This is a genomic window from Nocardia acidivorans NBRC 108247 (assembly GCF_001625085.1).
GTDB classification, from domain to species: domain Bacteria; phylum Actinomycetota; class Actinomycetes; order Mycobacteriales; family Mycobacteriaceae; genus Nocardia; species Nocardia acidivorans.
Window position 1 is genome coordinate 54,768 of record NZ_BDAW01000007.1, and the last position, 16,753, is coordinate 71,520.

General features: G+C 66.9%; 14 protein-coding genes and 1 pseudogene. 8 read left to right on the top strand and 7 right to left on the bottom strand.

Going from position 1 to position 16,753, the window contains the following annotated elements; translation table 11 throughout:
- Positions 1-9 precede the first annotated feature (9 nt).
- Positions 10-741, bottom strand: a complete 732-nt coding sequence (locus NA10_RS02625; protein ID WP_084514237.1) for a peptidylprolyl isomerase — start codon at positions 739-741, stop codon at positions 10-12.
- A 175-nt stretch (positions 742-916) separates the two neighbouring features.
- On the opposite strand from NA10_RS02625, the gene NA10_RS02630 reads away from it, so the two are divergent.
- Positions 917-1,597 (top strand): TIGR00266 family protein, encoded by a 681-nt coding sequence (locus NA10_RS02630; protein ID WP_067562818.1) that lies wholly within the window; start codon positions 917-919, stop codon positions 1,595-1,597.
- Positions 1,598-2,011: 414 nt separating this feature from the next.
- Here NA10_RS02630 and NA10_RS38425 read toward each other — a convergent pair.
- Both NA10_RS38425 and NA10_RS02635 read right to left on the bottom strand, forming a co-directional pair.
- A pseudogene (locus tag NA10_RS38425) lies at positions 2,012-2,380 on the bottom strand (hypothetical protein); the annotation flags it as partial.
- On the bottom strand, positions 2,284-2,802 hold the full coding sequence (locus NA10_RS02635) for an NUDIX hydrolase (RefSeq protein WP_067562820.1): 519 nt from the start codon (positions 2,800-2,802) through the stop codon (positions 2,284-2,286). The pseudogene NA10_RS38425 and the gene NA10_RS02635, both read right to left, overlap by 97 nt.
- A gap of 141 nt (positions 2,803-2,943) precedes the next feature.
- On the opposite strand from NA10_RS02635, the gene NA10_RS02640 reads away from it, so the two are divergent.
- Together NA10_RS02640 and NA10_RS02645 are read left to right on the top strand one after the other, a co-directional pair.
- Positions 2,944-3,321, top strand: a complete 378-nt coding sequence (locus tag NA10_RS02640; protein ID WP_067562822.1) for a nitroreductase family deazaflavin-dependent oxidoreductase — start codon at positions 2,944-2,946, stop codon at positions 3,319-3,321.
- A gap of 408 nt (positions 3,322-3,729) precedes the next feature.
- Positions 3,730-5,163 carry a glycosyltransferase family 39 protein gene (locus NA10_RS02645; protein ID WP_245676983.1) on the top strand — a complete coding sequence of 478 codons (1,434 nt, stop codon included), beginning with the start codon at positions 3,730-3,732 and terminating at the stop codon, positions 5,161-5,163.
- Between the two features lie 264 nt (positions 5,164-5,427).
- Here the strand turns inward: NA10_RS02645 and NA10_RS02650 are convergent, their stop codons facing one another.
- From NA10_RS02650 to NA10_RS02660, 3 genes are all read right to left on the bottom strand, one after another.
- Positions 5,428-7,488 carry a CocE/NonD family hydrolase gene (locus NA10_RS02650; RefSeq protein ID WP_157555974.1) on the bottom strand — a complete coding sequence of 687 codons (2,061 nt, stop codon included), beginning with the start codon at positions 7,486-7,488 and terminating at the stop codon, positions 5,428-5,430.
- A 155-nt stretch (positions 7,489-7,643) separates the two neighbouring features.
- The gene (locus NA10_RS02655) at positions 7,644-8,918 is read right to left on the bottom strand and encodes a PucR family transcriptional regulator (RefSeq protein WP_067562828.1); all 1,275 of its coding nucleotides are present in this window, start codon (positions 8,916-8,918) and stop codon (positions 7,644-7,646) included.
- Positions 8,919-8,925: 7 nt separating this feature from the next.
- Positions 8,926-10,731 carry an AMP-dependent synthetase/ligase gene (locus tag NA10_RS02660; protein ID WP_084514239.1) on the bottom strand — a complete coding sequence of 602 codons (1,806 nt, stop codon included), beginning with the start codon at positions 10,729-10,731 and terminating at the stop codon, positions 8,926-8,928.
- A gap of 264 nt (positions 10,732-10,995) precedes the next feature.
- Between NA10_RS02660 and glnA the strand changes: the two genes are divergently transcribed.
- Positions 10,996-12,432 (top strand): type I glutamate--ammonia ligase, encoded by a 1,437-nt coding sequence (glnA, locus tag NA10_RS02665; protein WP_067562912.1) that lies wholly within the window; start codon positions 10,996-10,998, stop codon positions 12,430-12,432.
- On the opposite strand, the gene NA10_RS38065 is transcribed toward glnA, so the two are convergent.
- Positions 12,417-13,031: a TetR/AcrR family transcriptional regulator gene (locus NA10_RS38065; RefSeq protein WP_067562833.1), complete on the bottom strand. Its 615-nt coding sequence runs from the start codon at positions 13,029-13,031 to the stop codon at positions 12,417-12,419. The genes glnA and NA10_RS38065 overlap by 16 nt on opposite strands.
- A 101-nt stretch (positions 13,032-13,132) precedes the next feature.
- Between NA10_RS38065 and NA10_RS02675 the strand changes: the two genes are divergently transcribed.
- The 4 genes from NA10_RS02675 (at position 13,133) to NA10_RS02690 (ending at position 16,664) form a co-directional block, all read left to right on the top strand.
- On the top strand, positions 13,133-13,621 hold the full coding sequence (locus NA10_RS02675) for a nitroreductase/quinone reductase family protein (protein WP_084514240.1): 489 nt from the start codon (positions 13,133-13,135) through the stop codon (positions 13,619-13,621).
- A 35-nt stretch (positions 13,622-13,656) separates the two neighbouring features.
- The gene (locus NA10_RS02680; RefSeq protein WP_067562836.1) at positions 13,657-14,016 is read left to right on the top strand and encodes a nuclear transport factor 2 family protein; all 360 of its coding nucleotides are present in this window, start codon (positions 13,657-13,659) and stop codon (positions 14,014-14,016) included.
- Positions 14,017-14,301: 285 nt separating this feature from the next.
- On the top strand, positions 14,302-16,272 hold the full coding sequence (locus NA10_RS02685; protein ID WP_067562837.1) for a hypothetical protein: 1,971 nt from the start codon (positions 14,302-14,304) through the stop codon (positions 16,270-16,272).
- Positions 16,273-16,304: 32 nt separating this feature from the next.
- The gene (locus NA10_RS02690) at positions 16,305-16,664 is read left to right on the top strand and encodes an arsenate reductase family protein (protein ID WP_067562840.1); all 360 of its coding nucleotides are present in this window, start codon (positions 16,305-16,307) and stop codon (positions 16,662-16,664) included.
- The last annotated feature ends 89 nt before the right edge of the window (positions 16,665-16,753 follow it).

Consider the following 16,753-nt stretch of genomic DNA (forward strand, 5'->3'; position numbering starts at 1 on the left):
CGGTCCCGCTCAGCCCCGTGACGTCGACACCGTGTTCAGGCTGACGTCCGCGGCCGGGGCGCCGTCGCCGGAGCCGTCCTGGACTCCGGCGGCGGCGATGTTCCCCAGCACGTCGAGTCCGCCGGTGATCCTGCCGAACGGGGTGTAGCTCGGGGGCAGCTGGGAGTCCTTGTACACCAGGAAGAACTGGCTGCCATTGGTGTTCGGCCCGGCATTGGCCATGGCCACCGTGCCCGCGGGATACGTTGCGCCCGCGAGGTTCTCATCGGCGAACTTGTACCCCGGGCCGCCGGTGCCCTTCGCGGTCGGATCACCGCACTGCAGGACGAAGATGCCCTCCGTGGTCAGGCGGTGGCATTTGGTGTTGTCGAAATACTGTTCACCGGCCAGGAATACGAACGAGTTCACCGTATGCGGTGCGCGCGCCGCTTCCAGGGCGATGGTGATGGTTCCGCAGTTGGTCTCCAGATTCGCGGTGTACGCGGCGTTCTGGTCGATGGTCAGGGCGGGCTCGGTCGGCCACTGCTTGCCATTGGCCTGAGCGCCCGCGGCCGGGTTGCAGCCCGCGGCCGTCTCCAATCGGGGCGCGGGGGTGGCCTGGGCGCGACCGGTGACCAGCACGGCGACCGCGACGGTCACGCCGAGCAGGCTGATCCGCCGTAGCGCCTTGCGATCGAGGCGGATTCGGCGGGGCCGGGCGATATCGCCGTCAATGGTGTGCGCGTGCGGTTCGGTATTCACCGGCGGGTGTCTCCTTCAGTCGAGGATTGCGCTCTGGACCGCATAGTGATCGGACTATGCGGTCGGCATCATTCCACCTCTCGACCGTGCGCGGAGCGGGTTGACCCGACCTGCCCGAGCGGACGCGCCGGGCGCACTCCCATTCGCCGGGTTCTCGCTGCTAACGTTCGCGCACATGAAGGTTCAACTGCGGCATCAACCGTCGTCGACCATTGCCCGCTGCTTCCTCGCGGGCGGTGAGCCCATGCGGGTCGAGAGCGGTGCCATGGTGGCACACTCCGCCGGAGTCAGCTTGGCCGCCAAGGCCGAAGGCGGCATCATCGCCGGGCTCAAGCGTTCGGTGCTCGCGGGCGAATCGTTTTTCGTCTCCACCTTCACCGCCCCGCCCACTGGCGGCTGGGTCGATGTGGCGCCCGCGCTGCCCGGAGATATGTTGGCGCTGACCATTACCCAGGATCGGCCGTACTTCATCAGCCGGGGCGGCTGGATCGCGAATTCGCACGCGGTGACCGTCGAGGCCAAATGGGGTGGGCTGGCGAATCTCTTCGGCGGTGAGGGCGGGTTCGGGCTGCGCGCGCACGGCGACGGCGAAGTGGTGCTCGGCGTCTTCGGCGCGATCGATGTGATCGACCTGGCCCCCGGCGAACCGGTCACCATCGACACCGGCCACGTGGTCGCCTACGACCTTGCCATGAACTTCACCATCCGCCGCGCCGTCTCCGGCCGCTCCCTGCAATCGCTCAAATCGGGCGAGGGCTTCGTTTTCGACTTCGTCGGCCCCGGCCGCGTCCTGCTGCAAACCCGTAATCCGGGCGCGTTCGCCGCCTGGGCCGGTTCGTCGGCCTCCTCCGGCTAGATATTGTGATGTACCCCACTTTTCCATCCGCTGAAAATCCCGCCCCGTGAAAGTGAATCGTGCATGATTCACAAGTCGACATGTCATTTCATAGATGAGGAGTAGCGCGTGTCCGGATCCGCCTCGGATTTCCTGTCTCAGGTACTGATCAAGACCCTCCAGGGCCTGTTCACCGGTAGCACCGGCCAGTAACTGCACGACGCGGAAACGCAAACGGCCCATTCGATCGCGCGGGATCGAATGGGCCGTACTCATGTCCGGACAGCTCAGCGGTCGAAGGGCGAAATCGATGTCGAGCGGGCAGGGCTCGGTGACTGTCAATCGGTCGCGGTGTTCGCCGGTCCTGACATACGAGCCGGTCGTTCGATCGACGGCGAAGGTGGTGATGACCGGTCGAAAACCCTTGTCCTGATCGATGATCCAGAAGTGTCGGATGCCCGCCCGCGCGTATTTGAGCGGCTTGATCTCGCGGTCGCGCTCCTCGGACTCCTCCGAGATCACCTCCGCGACAAGGGCTACTTCCCAGGGATCGTAGTAGGTCCGGGTCGGGTGCTGAGGTGGCGAGCAGGATGTCCGGGCGGTCGGAACCACTCCGGGATCGGCTCTTCGCGGTGCGAGGCTGTCATGATCATGCCCTCTCGGCCGGTGTCGGTTACCGGGGTAAAAGGTCGGCTCGGCAGCGATGGTCAGCGCAGGAGTTGGGGGATGAGGGTGCGGGTGTCGGGGACGAAGGGCCAGGTGGGGTCGGACAGGTGGGTGCGGAGTTCGGCGTCGGTCCACCACCAGGCGTCGGCGACCTCCTCGGGTTGGTGACGGAAGGGGCCGTCGGAGCGGATCTCGTAGGCGAAGAGGTGGCAGCGCATGGGTTTTCCGGCCCATTCGCCATCCCAGGAGGTGGTGACCACGTGGGTGGGGCGGGGGTCGGTGGGGGCGAGGTCGATGCCGAGCTCTTCGCCGAGTTCTCGGATCGCGGCTTGGGCGGGGTCTTCGCCGGGGTCGAGGACCCCGCCCGCGAGGCAATCGTGCATGCCCGCGAAGACGGCCTTGGTGTCGGTGCGGCGGTGGACGTAGACGCGGGCGCCGTCCAGGGAGCGGACCAGGACGCCCGCGCTGGCGTGCCAGAGGCCCTCGGCGTAGACGATCGCGCGTTCTTCCGCGCCGATCTCGTTGCCGACGGCGTCGTATACCGCGATCATCTCGGACATGGCGCTCCCTTCGGTGCCGCCGCGGGATCCGGCGGGTCTGTGGTGCAGATTAGCGAGCGGGCCGCATTCTCGGGCACACGGATTCGGTGAGGGAGGCGTAGCCTTTGGGGCGCACACGTTTTCGTCGGAGAGGACGAGATCATGCCGCTGCCGCAGGCACTCGCGCGGATCAATCGCCGGATCAGCAATCCCGTGCTCGGCGTAATGGCCAGGATCGCACCGGGATTCGGAATCGTGATCCATCAGGGGCGGAAATCGGGGCGGGTGTACCGGTCGCCGGTGATGGTGTTCCAGCGCGACGGCGGATATCGGATCGCGCTCACCTACGGGCGAAATGTGGACTGGCTCAAGAATATTCGGGCTGCGGGGCAGTTCGAGTTCGAGACCCGGGGGCGCACCGTCACGCTCGCCGATCCGCAGGTGGGGCATGACGCGTCGGCGGGCTGGGCTCCGCCCGGGGTGCGGCAGGTGCTCACGGCGCTGTCGGTGGAGTACTACGTGCAGGCCCGTCGGGCATAGGGGCGCTGCTCGGCGCGAGGGGTGGGTGATCGCCGGGCGGGTGCTCGCCGGGCGGCGGAGCGCTCGGTGGGAGGCGCGGTGGTTGGCGAGTGTGGAGACTCGGCGCGAGGTCCGGGGTTGTCGACGGGCGTGGATGCTCGGCGCTAGGTCCGGGGTGGCGGCGGGCGTGAGTGCTCGGTGCGGCGGGTGGCCGGTGTTGCGTGTAGGGGAGCCTCGGCGGTGACGCTGTAGATTTGCTGGCGACCGTATTAATCAGGCCGCGCAGCCTCGCCGGGCAGGAGCATACTGTTGACCGATGTGGTGCAGGGTCCGGCTCGGCCGAGGTCATCCGGGCGTCATCGGGTGGCTTCGGATCGTCCGGACCTCGCGTGGAAGGCGGTCGCGGCGGTTGCCGTGTCGGCTGCTGTGGTGTTGCTGTTATCCGCTACACGGTACGGCTACTTTGGCGATGAGCTGTATTTCCTGGCTGCCGGGCGACGGCCCTCGTTCGGATACGCGGATCAGGGGCCGGTGCTGCCGCTGCTGGCGCGGCTGATGGACACCCTCGTGCCCGGCTCGTACTTCGTGCTGCGGCTGCCCGCGGTGGCGCTGACCGTCACCGCAATCGTCCTGTGCGCCTTGCTCGCCCGGGAATTCGGCGGCGGCCGGTGGGCGCAGGTGCTCGCCGCGCTCGGCTACGCCACCTCGCCGTTTCTGCTGTTGCAGGGCACCATGCTCACCACGAACGCGGTCGATACCGCGCTGTGGGTGATCATCACCTGGCTGGTGGTGCGCTGGGTCCGCACCCGCGATGATTGGCTGCTTTTCGCCGCCGCACTGGTCACCGCGATCGATATGCAGGTGAAATGGCTGATCCCGTTCTTCTGGCTGGCGGCCACGGCGAGCAGTCTGGTCTTCGGCCCGCGCGAGTTGGTGCGCCGCCCGCTGCTGTGGCTCGGTGGCGCGATCGTGGTGCTCGCGACCGTGCCCGAACTGCTGTGGCAGGCCCACCACGATTGGCCGCAGCTGGAGATGGGCCGGGTGATCGGCGCCGAACAGGGGATTCTGGGCGGGCGGCTCCTGTTCGTGCCCATGTCGGTGAGCCTGGCCGGATTCCTGGGCGCGCTCCTGCTGCTGTGCGGTGTGTGGGTGCTGCTGGTGTGGGAGTCGTTGCGGCCCTATCGTTTTCTCGGTGCGACGCTCATCCTGCTGTATCTGGCCTTCCTGATCACCGGCGGGCGCATCTACTACGCCGCCGGAATGTACGGCGTGCTGATCGCGGCGGGCGCGGTCGGCGTGGTCGCCACCGCCGAGCGCATGCGTACCGACCTGCGCCGGGCGCTGGTCGCCGGGATCGCGGTATTGACTTTGGGCGCAACGGCTTTCGTGTTGTACTCCACCCCGTGGCGGTCTGCCGACGAGGTGCGCCCGCCCGCCGATGACGCCGAGGCCGCCATCAATATCGGCGTCTACGGCTCCTTCGGCTGGCATGAACTCACCGATGAGGTGGAGCGCGTCTACAACGGCCTCACCCCGCAGGAGCGCGCCACGGCCGTCATCCTGGCCGACACCTATTGGCAGGCAAGCGCATTGGATGAGCTCGGCCGCGACCAACTCCCGCCCATCTACAGTCCGAGCCGCGGCTTCGGCTACTTCGGCAACCCACCGGACGATGCCGGCGTGGTCATCGCCGTCGGTGGCTACGAGGCATTCATGCACTATCAGTTCGAGCATGTCGAACCGGTGGGAAAGGTGAACACCCGGATCGGCTTCTCCGGCAACACCCAGGATGTGACGATCTGGAAATGCGGTGGGCTCAAGAATTCATGGTCACGGGTGTGGCCGAATCTGATGCATCTGTAACCGGTCGCATTCCCAAGATCGGTGTCTCAGTGTGTCATGCGGCCGATCGGCACGGGTAGGCATATCGGGCAGGGGATCTGGTTGGCAGGTGCTCGGAAAGGCGATTCAGGCAGCTCTTTCCGAGACACGCACCTGTCTCAGCCAGGTGAATGCGGTCCGGCCTGCCGCGCCCATCGGGGCGGGTAGGGATCGCGAAGGGTGGTACGGCGGCGGCGACCGGCCATACCAACCATCCCCGGTCCCCCCGGGTCCCTGGGCGCGGGCTCAGTGCGTGAGTGAGCCCGCCGGTGCGAGCGGCAGCACCAGCGCGGACGGCCACACCGTATTGCGCTGCACCTGCTGCGAGGTGCCCAGCAGCCGCGGCAGATCCGTCGGGATCGGCATGGTCGACGGGAAGGTTCCGGTCGAAATACGCAGGCGCAGGGCGTGTCCCGGCTCCAGACGATAGAAGGTGGGGCGGAGCTTGATATCGAGCTCGACCACCTCGCCGGGCGTGAGCAATTGCTGATTCTCCTGGCGCAGGACATGTTCGGGCGCGTACACGCTGCCGTCCGGCCCCCGCCAGGTCTTGTCCTCGTTCAGCGTCCGCTGACTCGCCAATTGCGAACCGCCGGTGATGTTCACGGCCGAACCGTCCGGCGCGATATCGTCCAGCCACACCTGGAAGGCGGCGTCGGTCCCGGTGGAGGAGGCGTACAGGCGCACACTCGACGGCCCGGCCAAGACGGTCGGCTCGGTCACCGGATCGCCGGTGTACTTCAGGCCCGCGGTCGGTTCGAGCACCCGCTCCGTGCACGGGTTGTAGGCGGTGAAGACTCGGAAGACGAAGTCGAGCAGCCCCGCGGTGTACTGGCCCAAACTCTGTCTGTTGCACAGATTGTCGATACCGGAGTAGTCCAGCCGATCCGAGGCGTCGGTCACCGGGGGCGGCTGCGCGGTGAGGCGATCGCCGTCGAAGTACCGCCGCACCACGGTGGTCTGCTCGAACGGGTAGCGCGCGGCATCGGCGGCATTGTTGCCCGGATCGATGACGTGCAGCGGCTTATCGGTGTTCTCGACACCGTTCGGAATGTCCTTGAGCCAGCGGTCGAACCAGGCCAGGGTGATCATATCGGTGTCCAGCCGCGAGCCGGGACCCACGCCCAAGCCCACGTGATACCAAGGGCCCATGAGCAATTGGTACCGGCCGTCGGCCCGCTGATCGCCCGCCATCGGCGCGAACTGATCACGTCCGGCCGAAAGATTCTGCAGCTGAGCGTAATTGCGGAACGGACCCTCCTGATACAGGTCCCACAACCCGCCCACCTGGTACATGGCGATGCCGTTGTCGACCAGATTGTGCAGATCGGTCTCGAAGCGCCGCTCCTGCCACCACGAGGTGTCATAGGCCAGCGGCCCGCCCGCGTACGCCTCCAGCAGCAGTTTGATGGTGGAGTCCGAGGAGACGAGCGCCTGAAGGTGATCCACCAGCGATTTCACGAACGTCTGCGGTGACACCAGCGCGGTCATGAACGGACCCATCAGGCTCAGATACGGCACCATGAGCGAGATCGCGGTGAGCAGGATCGGGCTCATCATGCCGTCGTGGCCGAGCACCTCATTGAAGATATTGTTCGGCATCGCCATGGGCACAATGGCTTTGAGCGGCGAATCCGGACCGACCGCCTCCGCGGTGCGCAGTGCGCTCAACGCCGGGAACGAATACCCGTACATGCCGACCTTGCCATTGGAACCCGGCAGCTTCGCCGCCCAATCCACCAGCTGCACACCGTCGATCCCGTCCTGCCGGGACGCCGGATTCCACGCCCCCGTGGAGCCGCCGGTGCCGCGCACATCCGCGATCACCTCGATGTAGCCGTGCCGCACCAGCATGTCCTGTGCGCTGGTGGCCTGATTGATCACGCGCCGAACGTCTTTGATCTGATCGGGCAGCGCGATGTGCAGTTCGTCGATGACGCTGGTCAGCACCGCGGTCAGGGCACTGGTGAGCGCGCCGTAGGTGGTGAAGTTGACCACCACCGGGAAGTCGCCGGTCGCGCGCTGTCCGGTCGCGGGATCGGTGGGATACCGCACCTCGGCCTGCAACTGGGTGCCATCGGAGAGCGGAACCACATGGCCCAGTTCATAACTCACGCCGTACGGCGCGGGCGTCTGCTGGTATCCGGCGGGCAGGCCGAAGTTGACCGGTGCGTTCGGCACCGGCCCGGAGGCCGGCACCGCTCCGGCGAAGGTGGAGCTGGACACGGTCATGGCGAGCGCGGAGAATCCCGCGACCGCGAGGGGAACCAGACGGCACCGGCGTGGCGGCCGTGACTTACTACTCAACGATCTACCTTCTGCGGATGGTCAAGAGGCCGTCGGGCATCCCGCCCCGCGCGACCTCGTCGTCGGATTTCAGCACACCGCACAGTCCCCACCCGCGGCCACCGTCAATCCCCAAGACTCGGGCCGGGTCGGTTGTGCACTCGACCAAAGACGGCTTACGGGGTGAAGGAAGCGGATTCCAGGCGGCGGGCGATGCGCGCGGCGGACAGGGTCATGGCATCGGTGGGGCGGTGCGGGTCCAGGCCGGTGAGTTCGTGAACGCGGGCCAGGCGGTAGGTGACCGTATTGCGATGGATATTGAGCAGGCGAGCCGTGGCGAGCTGGTTGAAACCGCTGTCCACGAAGACCTCCAGGGTCTCGGCGAGCAGCGGCTGCGGATCGAGCGGGAGCAGGACCGCGGCCAGGCCCGCGCGCGCCGAACCACCGGCGGCGACGGTGTACTCGAACATGAGATCGCTGCGGCGGCAGAGCGTCTGCGGGCGCTCCAGACAGCGGCCCAGTTCGGCGAGCATGCGGGCCTCGGCGAACAGCGCGGGTACCTCCGCCCGGGTGGCGGCCACCGCGACGCCGACCCAGAACGGTGCGGGCCGAGTGCCGCGCGGCGGTGAATCAGCTTGCGGCGCGGTCTGATTCGATGCCGGGCGGACCGCGGCCGCGGTCAGGGTGCCGGGCTGTTCGGCGCTGCGCTGATCCGCGTGCGTGGGAGCCAGCCGGGCGGTGAGGGCGGCCGTGGTGGCGGTGCCGTCATCGCCGGGATGCAGCGGCAGCAGCGCCGTCCAGCCGCCGCTGTCCAGGCGCAGGAACACCCCGGGAATCGCCTCGATCCGATGCCGCAGATCACCGGTATCGGCCGCCCGCGCCGAACTGAGCCGGAATACCGCGATGACGAACGCGTCCGGGACCGCGATGGCGGGCTCATCCGCCCACGCGATCGGATCGCGGCCGGTGAGCAGTGCGTCGGCGATGGCGCGGCGGCGTTCGAGCAGCTCCCACCGCGGATCGTGCACCCGCCGCACGCACGCGGTGGCGATGCGCCCGGTCAGCAGGGTGACGAAGTGCAGCAGCGGCAGCGCCGCGTCGGCGAGCAGTTCGCGCTGATCCGCATCGGCTGCCGCTCGGATACGCGACCAGATGAATTCCGCGCCGATCCGATAGCGGTCGAGCACCTCGTCGAGCGGTTCGCCGTCGCGCACCCGGCCCAGCGCGATCTCCACGGCCTCGCGGGTGTCCTCCTCGCTGGGGCTCGTCCCGGTGCGCAGGAAATCGAAGAACAGGTCCACGGTGAGTTTGGTGCCGCGTTCGAAACCGCTGGCCACCAAGGGTTGCGGCAGAGTTCGGTACGGCGGCATCGCGGTGGGGACTTCCTCCCGCACCGCGACCGCGCGCCGATACAACTCTTCCAGCGCCCGGTCCCGGTTCAGCGCTCGCATAACTCTCCTACTGGCCGTACAGCGAGTCGATAGTAGCCGCGTAGGCGATAGCTATCGGTTTGCGCCTCAATTTTCCGGTCGCGGTGAGGCAGTCGCTGCCCGGGAGCCACACCTCCGGCAGGATCGCGAACTTCTTGATCTGCTCCACCCGGGAGAGCTTGGCGTTCGCCGCGTCGATGCCCTCCTGGACCGATGCGCGCACGATCGGGTCCGCGGCCAGGGCGGCGATACTCCGGTCGGTTAGCTGATGCCGTTCGGCGAAGGCGGCCGCCAGATCGGGGTCCAGGCAGATGAGCGCGGTGTTGTACGGCCGGGCCTCGCCGATCACCGCGACCGCACCCGCGAGCGGGGTGTTCTCGGTGATGGTGTTCTCGATATTGGTCGGGGACATGTTCTTGCCCGCCGCGTTGATGATGATCTCCTTCTTACGATCGACGATCGTCAGAAAACCCTCGGCGTCGAGTGCGCCGATATCGCCGGTGTGCAGCCAGCCGTCCGCGTCGACGGTCTCGGCGGTCTTGTCCGGGGCATTGCGATAGCCGCGCATGACCATCCGGCCGCGCACCAGCACCTCACCGTCCTCGGCGATCCTCACCTCCGCGCCCGGCAGCGCCGTGCCCACGGTGCCGATCTTGATGCGTTCCGGGCGGCCGACGGTCGCGCCCGCGGTGCATTCGGTCATGCCGTACCCCTCGCACAACGGCAGACCCAGGCCCAGGAAGAACTCGTGGGTATCGGGCGGGATGGGCGCGGAGCCGGTGACGGCGACGCGAACCTTGTCCAGCCCCAGGCGTTCTCGCACGGTGGCCAGCACCAGACGATCGGCCAGGCGGTACCGGAGGGTGTCGAACGGGCCCTGCGCGCGACCGTCCGAGACCGCGCGGGCGCGCGCACGGCCGGTGCGCACGGCCCAGTCCACCAGTGCGCGGCGCACCGGGCTCGGCTCGGCCGCGAAGCGATCCTCCAGGGCCGCTTTGACTTTCACCCATACCCGGGGCACGCCCAGGAAGACCGAGGGATGCACCTCGACCAGGGCCTCGGCGACCTGTTTGAGATCCGGGCAGGTGGTGATCTGCGCGCCCCGGGTCATCGAGAGATAGTGCGCGAACCAGCGATTGGCCGCGTGCGCGTCCGGCAGATACGAAACCACCTTGTCCTCGGGGCCGCCGCCGCCGAATTCGTCGACCACGCGGGAATTCTCGATGAAATTGGTGTGGGTGAGCTCCACGCCCTTGGGCGGTCCGGTGGTGCCGGAGGTGTAGACGATGGTGAGCAGATCCTCGGGATCCACCGCGCGCCACGACTTTTCGAAGTCGAAGCCAGGATCCGGATCGGCCTCGAGCGCGGTGAGCGCGAGCGTGCCCGCGGGCGCGTCGTCCACGCAGATCACGTGCTCGACCGTAATGCCCTGTGCCGCGGCCTTCTCCACCGCCGCCAGGATCTGCGGTGCGAACTGGCGCTCGCAGATCACGGCCCGATTGCCCGCATTGCCGAACTGGTAGACCAGCAGATCCACCGGATTGGTGTTGTACACCGAGAACGGTGTCGCGCCGGTGTGCAGGATCGCGGTATCGCAGAGATGGAATTCCGGGCGATTGGTGAGCATGATCGCCACCGTGTCGCCGGGCCCGATCCCCAGCTTGGCCAGGCCCGCGGCAATGGACCGCACCCGCTCACCGTATTCGCGCCAGGTGAGGGACTGCCCGCCGCCGAGGGTGCGCAGCGCGACCCATTCGGGATTGGCCGCGACATTGGCCTGGAACGCCTCACACAGCGTGCGCGGCCGCACCGCCGACACCTTTGATGAACTCACGACCTACCTCTGGCTCGCATTGTCGAGAGCGCCGCGGCTCTCGGGTGGCATCCAGCACACCGCACAAAGCCGGGTCGATACCAGTGGCAATCACGCAGATATGCGCTGAGCGCTTTGTGCATATGACCAAAATGCGGTGCGAGCGGCTCGGAATGGTTTGGCCGGTCGGCGTGCGACGTATCGTTCTTCCAAGCCAACTAGGACCGCCGGACCCCGACCGGGCCGTCCGATCGGGTAGCGGTGCGGCTGTACGAGGAGCCCGCAGTGATCACCCCTACCGTCAACGGAGTACGGGACTACATCCGCGCCGAGGAAGTCGAGTACATCGACATCCGCTTCTGCGATGTCCCCGGTGTGCAACAGCATTTCTCCATTCCCGCCAGCATGTTCGGGGCCGAACTGGTCGAGGACGGTGTCGCCTTCGACGGCTCGTCGGTGCGCGGCTTCCAGGCCATCCACGAATCCGACATGCTGTTGCTGCCGGATCTGCGCACGGCGCAACTGGATTCGTTCCGCCGGGCCAAGACGCTCAATATCAACTGCTTCGTGCATGATCCGCATACTCGGCAGGCGTACAGTCGTGATCCGCGCAATGTGGCGCGCAAGGCCGAGGATTACCTGCGCAGCACCGGAATCGCCGACACCGCGTACTTCGGGCCCGAGGCCGAGTTCTACATCTTCGATTCGGTGCGCTACGACACCGGAATGAATAGCGCCTTCTACGAGGTGGATTCGGTGTCGGCGGCCTGGAACACCGGTGCGAAGAACAATCCGGACGGCAGCCTGAACCGCGGCTACAAGGTGCGGCCCAAAGGCGGTTATTTCCCCGTCGCACCCTATGACGCCGATGTGGATCTACGAGATCGCATGTGCACCAACCTGATGGATGCCGGATTCGATCTGGAGAAGGGGCATCACGAGGTCGGCACCGCCGGGCAGGCCGAGATCAATTACCGATTCAATACCCTGCTCGCCGCCGCCGACGATCTCCAGCTGTACAAGTACATCATCAAGAACACCGCCTGGGAGAGCGGCAAAACCGTCACCTTCATGCCGAAGCCGCTGTTCGGCGACAATGGCTCGGGAATGCATGTGCACCAATCACTGTGGAAAGAGGGAACACCGCTCTTCTACGATGAGTCGGGCTATGCGGGGCTCTCGGATCTGGCCCGCCATTACATCGGTGGTCTGCTGCACCACGCGCCCTCGCTGCTGGCCTGGACCAATCCCACGGTGAATTCGTACAAACGGCTGGTCCCGGGGTATGAGGCTCCCGTGAATCTGGTGTACAGCCAGCGTAATCGGTCGGCGGCCGTGCGCATTCCGGTCACCGGCGCGAGCGCGCCCGCCAAACGCCTGGAATTCCGCTGCCCCGACTCCTCGGGCAATCCGTACCTGTCCTTCGCTGCCATGATGATGGCGGGTCTGGACGGCATCATGAACAAAATCGAACCCGCCCTTCCCATCGACAAGGATCTCTACGAGTTGACGCCCGAGGAGTCCGCCGAGGTGACCCAGACCCCGGGCAGTCTCGCCGCGGTCATCGACCGTCTCGAAGGCGATCACGAATACCTCACGCACGGCGGCGTATTCACCGAGGATCTCATCGAGACCTGGATCCGCATCAAACGCGATAATGAGATCGCCGAAATCAACGTCCGCCCGCATCCGTACGAATTCAACCTCTACTTCGACGTATGAAAAAGGAGCGCAACGGTTTCGGCCACGGATTCGGGGGACGGCAGTTCCACGAACGCGTCCGCGGGGCTGAGCCGGCGTTGCAGGGCGCGCTGGTGTGCTGCGCCCACCAGCAGCAGGGCGGTGGGGCGCAGATCGGTGTCCGGGTCGGCGTGCCGGGAGAGCTGGGCGACCACGGCCTCGATCGCCCGGTGCGGGCCGAGGTCCAGATCGCGGCTGCGCTGCTGGTAGACCGCGCGCAATTCGGCATCGGATTCGATGGCGGCCATGACGGGTACGGCGGTCAGGAAGAAGTCCTCCAAGATGGTCAGGAGTGAGCGCAGATCGGTGCGGAGATCGGTTGCGGGGGAATCGTCCCGGTTCGCGAGCAGGTCTTTGAGCGGGCGCAGTTGATGCTGGATGACCGCCTGCAGCAGGCCCATGCGGTCGCCGAAATGGTAGAAGATGCTCGATTCGGCGACGCCCGCGCGTTTGGCGATCTCCCGGGTGGACAGACGGGCCACACCGGATTCGGTGAGCAGTTCCCGGGCGTGCTCGACCACCGATTCGCGGACGCCGGTGCGCGGGCGGCCTCGGGGGCGGGTGTCGCGGTCGGGGGTCACATTCGCTCCTGGGGTGTGGGTTCCAGCCCTTGCAGTATGCCCGAAGCGGACGTATTTTTTGAGTAGGAACTCAGTAAATAGGTGACTCGGAGGTAGTACCGATGTCCAACCCCGCCACCAGCGTTCAACCGGGCAGAGCCGCGCTCATCCAGCGCACCGGGGACGCGTTCATGCGCAGGCTGCTGCGCTCGCCACTGCATCGGATGGTCAGCGACAAACTGCTGATCGTCACCGTCATCGGTCGTAAGGCCGGGCACGTCTACGAGAATCCGGTCGGCTACGCCGAGGACGACGGCGCGATCCTCATCGGCACCGCCGCGCGCTGGCCTCGCAATCTGCGTGCGGGCGAACCGGTTTCGATCACCCTGCGCGGGCGGACCGTGCACGCCGATTGGGAGGTGCTCGACGAGGAGGAGGCCGCGACCGAGTGCTACCGAATCATCCTCGAGCACAACCCCACTCACGGGAAGTTCGCGAAGGTCAGCTTGGATCCGATCGGGCGGGTCAATCGCAATCAGATGCGCGCGGCCCTGGATCGGGGCACCGTCGTGGTGCGCTTGCGGCCCCGCCCCGCTTTACCTGACGCGTAATCGCTTCTGTGCGCAGTAGCGAAGAAGCTTGGTGCATGAGCGAATACGAGAACATTGCACAGCGGTACATCGACACCTGGAACGAGAAGGAGGCCGGGAAGCGCCGGGCCCTCATCGAGGATCTGTACGCCCCCGATGTCCGGTTCACCGATCCGCTGGTCGAACTCACCGGCACCGACGCCGTCGCCGAGATGGTGGCCGGGGCCCAGGAACAGTTCGCCGGACTGGAATTCGGGCTCGGGCCGGTCGACGGACACCACGATATCGCCCGATTCACCTGGACGCTGAACGCGCCCGGCGCGGCGGAGCCGATCGTCATCGGATTCGATGTGATCACCATCGCCGACGGAAAGATCCAGCGGGTACACGGATTCCTGGACAAGGTGCCCGGCTGAGTGTTGAAGTATTCGGTGGTGTGGCGCGAATCGTGGCCGCACCACCGGATATTCGGTTGTGAGCCCGATCAGGGGGTGGTGCCGTCGGCGTCAGCGCGGCGGAAACTGTTGTGGGGGAACGTAGTTGAGAGGTGGGGGAGGAGCAGTCCCGGCGACCGGAACAGGTCGCCGGGTGACCGGTCATGCCCGCCCCCGCCGAACTATGACGTTTCCCTCACTGCCCGCGCGAGTCCGGTGGTGCGCCATACGATCCGGGCCTGAAGAAGGCGGGAAGGCGAAGAGGCCATGGATCGAAATGCGTTCGTCGAAGTGATGAACGAGGCGAGCGGCATGCTGGAGTCCGGACGTGCGACCGAAGCACTTGCCAGACTGACGGCGTTCGATGACGCGCTGCTGAGCCCACCGGACCCCAAGGACTACGGCTGGGTCGTGTCCTACACCTTCCGATCCGCCTTCGCCGCGGGCGAATTCGAGCAGGCGCTGCGCATCGCCGAAAACGGTCCCGCCCGCTTCCCGGCCGATATCCCGCCCGCCACCCTCGCCACCATGTACTCCATGGCCGTGGAGGCGGCCACCCAACTCGGCCGACCCGACAGCGCCGTCACCATGGCCGACCGCTGCATCGACATCCGCCGCAGCCACGGCGACCACGGCGAAGTCCTGATGGCCGCCATGACCGCCTGCACCCTGCTCGGCGATATCGAACGACACGACCTGGCCGGCCGATACGCCCAACTCCTGATCGCCGAGGGTGACGGCGAACACCGCGCCTACGGCTACTACGCCGTCTGCGCCGCCATCGAACACGGCGTCGGCGGCCACCTCGTCGACACCCTGCGCGCGGGCCGCGACTGGTTGCAGGCACACGACAACGAATTCGCCCGCGAGGCACTGCAATACCTGGACAGCTCACCGGCCGTTGCGAACAGCGCACCGTCCGGCCTACCTCCGACGGGTGCGGATGCCTTTCCGTCGCCCGGTGTTGCCCCGGGCGTAGCTGCCTTCCCGTCGCCCGGCTTTTCTCAGGGTGCGGACGGTGTCTCATCAGACGGCCTTCGTTCGGGTGTGGACGCGTTCCCGCCCCCGACCGGAAACCCCGCGGGATCGGACGCCTTCCAGGCCCCGCCCGGAAATCCCGCGGGACCGGACGCTTTCCAGCCCTCGTACGGCTTGCCGCCGAACGGCGTAGACGCCTTCTCGCCGCCGAGTGCGGACCCGTTCGGCGGTCCGCAGTCGGGCCAACCCCCCTTCGCGCAACCTCCGCTGGGACCCGATGCTTTCTCGCAGTCGCTGCCCGGTCGGGGGCCGAGCGGGCAGCCATCGCTCGCTCCCGGCGATATCGGCCCAGGTTCAGACGGTCCCGGGCCTGTCGGCCAGCCTCCGTTCGGGCAGGAGTCGTTCGGGCTGCCGCCCACGGGATCGGATCCGTTCGGCCAGCCGCCCGAAGGTGCGGACGCCTTCGCCCAGCCGCCCCAAGGTATGGACCCCTTTGCCCAGCAGCCCGGGCAGGAGCCGCGGCCCCCGCTGGGGCCGGATACGTTCGCCCCGCCGCTGCCGGACCCGGTGCTGATCGAGCTGCCGCCGCTCGGCCCGCCCCTGGGTGAGGTGGAGCAGACCGAATTGCTCAGCGTCTCCGGGAACGGCATCGAATCGACCACCGGGCCGAAACAGCCACCGGCAGACCAGCTTGCGGGCGGTGAGACCGCCGACGCGCTGCTCGAGGCACAGCGGCCGGGTATCGCGGCCGTGGCGTATCGCGCGCTCATCGACGATGCCATCGCCACCGGCAATCCGGATCCGCTGATCGTGGGCAAGTCGGTGCTGGGCATGCTCATGGCGCTGATCTTCGACAATCGGGTCGGCGAAGCCCACTCGGTGTGGATCGACGAGCAGGGGCCGACCTACCTCGGGGTGTGGGCACTGGAGAACGGTCAGACCTCCGTGCACGACGCCATGGCCTACAACCTGGTCGCGGCCTTTCTGCATTCGCTCAGCACCGGCGATCCGAATGCCGCCAACCATGCGGTCGACACCCTCATGGGTCGCTGCGTGAACTGGGCGTTCGGCACCGACCCGCAGGTGGTGCCCGCCATGCTCAACACCTGGCGTCGGCACCTCTACGAGATTCACGAGGGCGAACCCGCTCCCGAGTACCGCTGGGAACTCGGTCAGGCCGAACAGCGCTGGGGCGGACCGCTGCCGGAGTCCGGTCTGTACTGGATGCGGCCGTATCCGTGGGTCGTCGACTGGCTGTGATCAGCGGGGGTGGTGATCGCTAGGCTGCCGGTATGGCAACCGAGATCTGGCACAACCCGAAGTGCTCGAAGAGTCGCACCGCGAAGGCGACGCTGGACGAAACCGGTGTCGAGTACGTTGAGCGGCGGTATCTCGACAATCCGCCGACGGTCGCCGAAATTCGCACGGTCCTCGGCAAACTCGACCTGGAGCCGTGGGACATCACCCGCACCGCCGAGGCGGAGGCGAAGGAACTGGGTGTCTCGGCGTGGGGTCGAACCGCTGCCGACCGCGACCGCTGGATCGAAGCCTTGGCGGCGCATCCGCGCCTGATTCAGCGGCCCATCGTCCTGACCGACGATGGGCGGGCATTCGTCGCGCGGGATGATGCCGCGCTCGACGCGCTGCGCTGAAAGATCAAGAGCGCAAATAGAAAAGACAAAAACCTAAAAGATAAAAGACGCCAGGACAAGAAGAACGAAAACAAGACAAGGGGACTGCC

Excerpts from the sequence above, each read along its gene's own strand:
- NA10_RS02640 (WP_067562822.1), top strand. The coding sequence starts at position 2,944 with ATGCCGCTGCCGCAGGCACTCGCGCGGATCAATCGCCGGATCAGCAAT.
- NA10_RS02655 (WP_067562828.1), bottom strand. The coding sequence starts at position 8,918 with ATGCGAGCGCTGAACCGGGACCGGGCGCTGGAAGAGTTGTATCGGCGC.
- NA10_RS02690 (WP_067562840.1), top strand. The coding sequence starts at position 16,305 with ATGGCAACCGAGATCTGGCACAACCCGAAGTGCTCGAAGAGTCGCACC.
- NA10_RS02685 (WP_067562837.1), top strand. The coding sequence starts at position 14,302 with ATGGATCGAAATGCGTTCGTCGAAGTGATGAACGAGGCGAGCGGCATG.
- NA10_RS02680 (WP_067562836.1), top strand. The coding sequence starts at position 13,657 with ATGAGCGAATACGAGAACATTGCACAGCGGTACATCGACACCTGGAAC.
- NA10_RS02635 (WP_067562820.1), bottom strand. The coding sequence starts at position 2,802 with ATGTCCGAGATGATCGCGGTATACGACGCCGTCGGCAACGAGATCGGC.
- NA10_RS02630 (WP_067562818.1), top strand. The coding sequence starts at position 917 with ATGAAGGTTCAACTGCGGCATCAACCGTCGTCGACCATTGCCCGCTGC.
- NA10_RS02675 (WP_084514240.1), top strand. The coding sequence starts at position 13,133 with ATGTCCAACCCCGCCACCAGCGTTCAACCGGGCAGAGCCGCGCTCATC.